Annotated in this window: 1 protein-coding gene and 1 pseudogene; both read left to right on the top strand. The window is 69.7% G+C overall.

The window, feature by feature from the left end:
- Positions 1-75: pseudogene (locus ACWDR0_RS34965) on the top strand (ROK family protein); the annotation flags it as partial.
- A 440-nt stretch (positions 76-515) separates the two neighbouring features.
- Entirely contained in the window at positions 516-920 is a 405-nt protein-coding gene (locus ACWDR0_RS34960; RefSeq protein WP_456355858.1) for a roadblock/LC7 domain-containing protein, read from the top strand.
- The last annotated feature ends 250 nt before the right edge of the window (positions 921-1,170 follow it).

Here is a 1,170-nt window from a genome sequence, read left to right as displayed (position 1 = left end):
GGGCCGGTCGGGATCACCTTCCCCGGTGTTGTCACCGGGGGTGTCACCCGTACCGCCGCCAATGTCGACAAGGGCTCCGGTGTGCCGCGCCCCCACGCCGGAAGGCCGCGCGGAGGCCGCCCCTCCGGCGGCGTTGAACTGGACCGCGCGCCCGGACCGCGATCCGCGGCCGGCTCCGGAGCGTGGCCCGTGCCGGGTTCCTCCCGGCGGCCGGACCGGCGTCTGCTTTCGCCGTCCGGCGGCTTTTTGCCGGAGTGTGGACAATATCCCGCCAACCTCTATTACCCGGCTTCCGGTTCGGATCGCGGGAAGGCCCGTGAGGTACCCCGCGACGGCCTCCGTAAGCGGGTAAAACCCGCGAGCTTCCGGTTGGCTTCCGGCGGCGCGAATATGCCGGACGGATACACGGGCCGCGACACTCCGATTCGACCCTCCGGCAACACCTTGCCCTGTGCTCTGGTGTGCGAAAGGCTGACGTTCGACACGGGGAACGCACGCGCGGGAGGGGAACATCCATGCCGCTGGACAAGGGACTGGACTGGCTGCTCGACGATCTGACCCAACGGGTCCAGCACATCAGGCATGCTCTGGTGCTGTCGAACGACGGCCTGGTCACCGGTGCGAGTACCGGGCTCGCCCGGGAGGACGCGGAGCACCTCGCCGCGGTCTCCTCCGGACTGCACTCGCTCGCCCGGGGATCCGGCCGCCACTTCCGGGCCGGGCGGGCACGCCAGACGATGGTCGAGTTCGACGACGCGCTGCTGTTCGTGACCGCGGCGGGCGACGGCAGTTGCCTCTGTGTGTTCAGTGACGCCGACGCCGATATGGGCCAGGTCGCCTACGAGATGACGCTCATGGTCAACAGGGTGGGCGAGCATCTGAGCGTCGCGGCCCGGCAGCCCGGCCTCCGGCCCTCCTGACCGGGGGGCGCCGGCAGGGCCGCGGCAACCGGTGGCGAGGGTTCGCCAGGTTGTCCACAGGCCCGGGCGCAGTGCGCGACGGCGCGTTACGGTCGTTACTCACCGTATTCGCGTCGGCACGGGGGAGTTGATCGTCATGACGGTCGGGGAGAGCGCGTCCGCAGGGGACCACTGCGAGCACTGCGGCACAAGGGATCCGGAGTAGCTCGATGGGAAGTAGCTTACTCGTAAGCTACTTGGGCGCAAGAGG

The sequence above is a fragment of the Streptomyces sp. NPDC003691 genome (assembly GCF_053981115.1).
The sequence above is the reverse complement of the archived record's forward strand: the minus strand, read 5'-3'. Positions and strand labels throughout refer to the sequence as shown.

What these genes read in the sequence shown, in the direction of transcription:
- ACWDR0_RS34960 (WP_456355858.1), top strand. Translation starts at nt 516, where the DNA reads ATGCCGCTGGACAAGGGACTGGACTGGCTGCTCGACGATCTGACCCAA.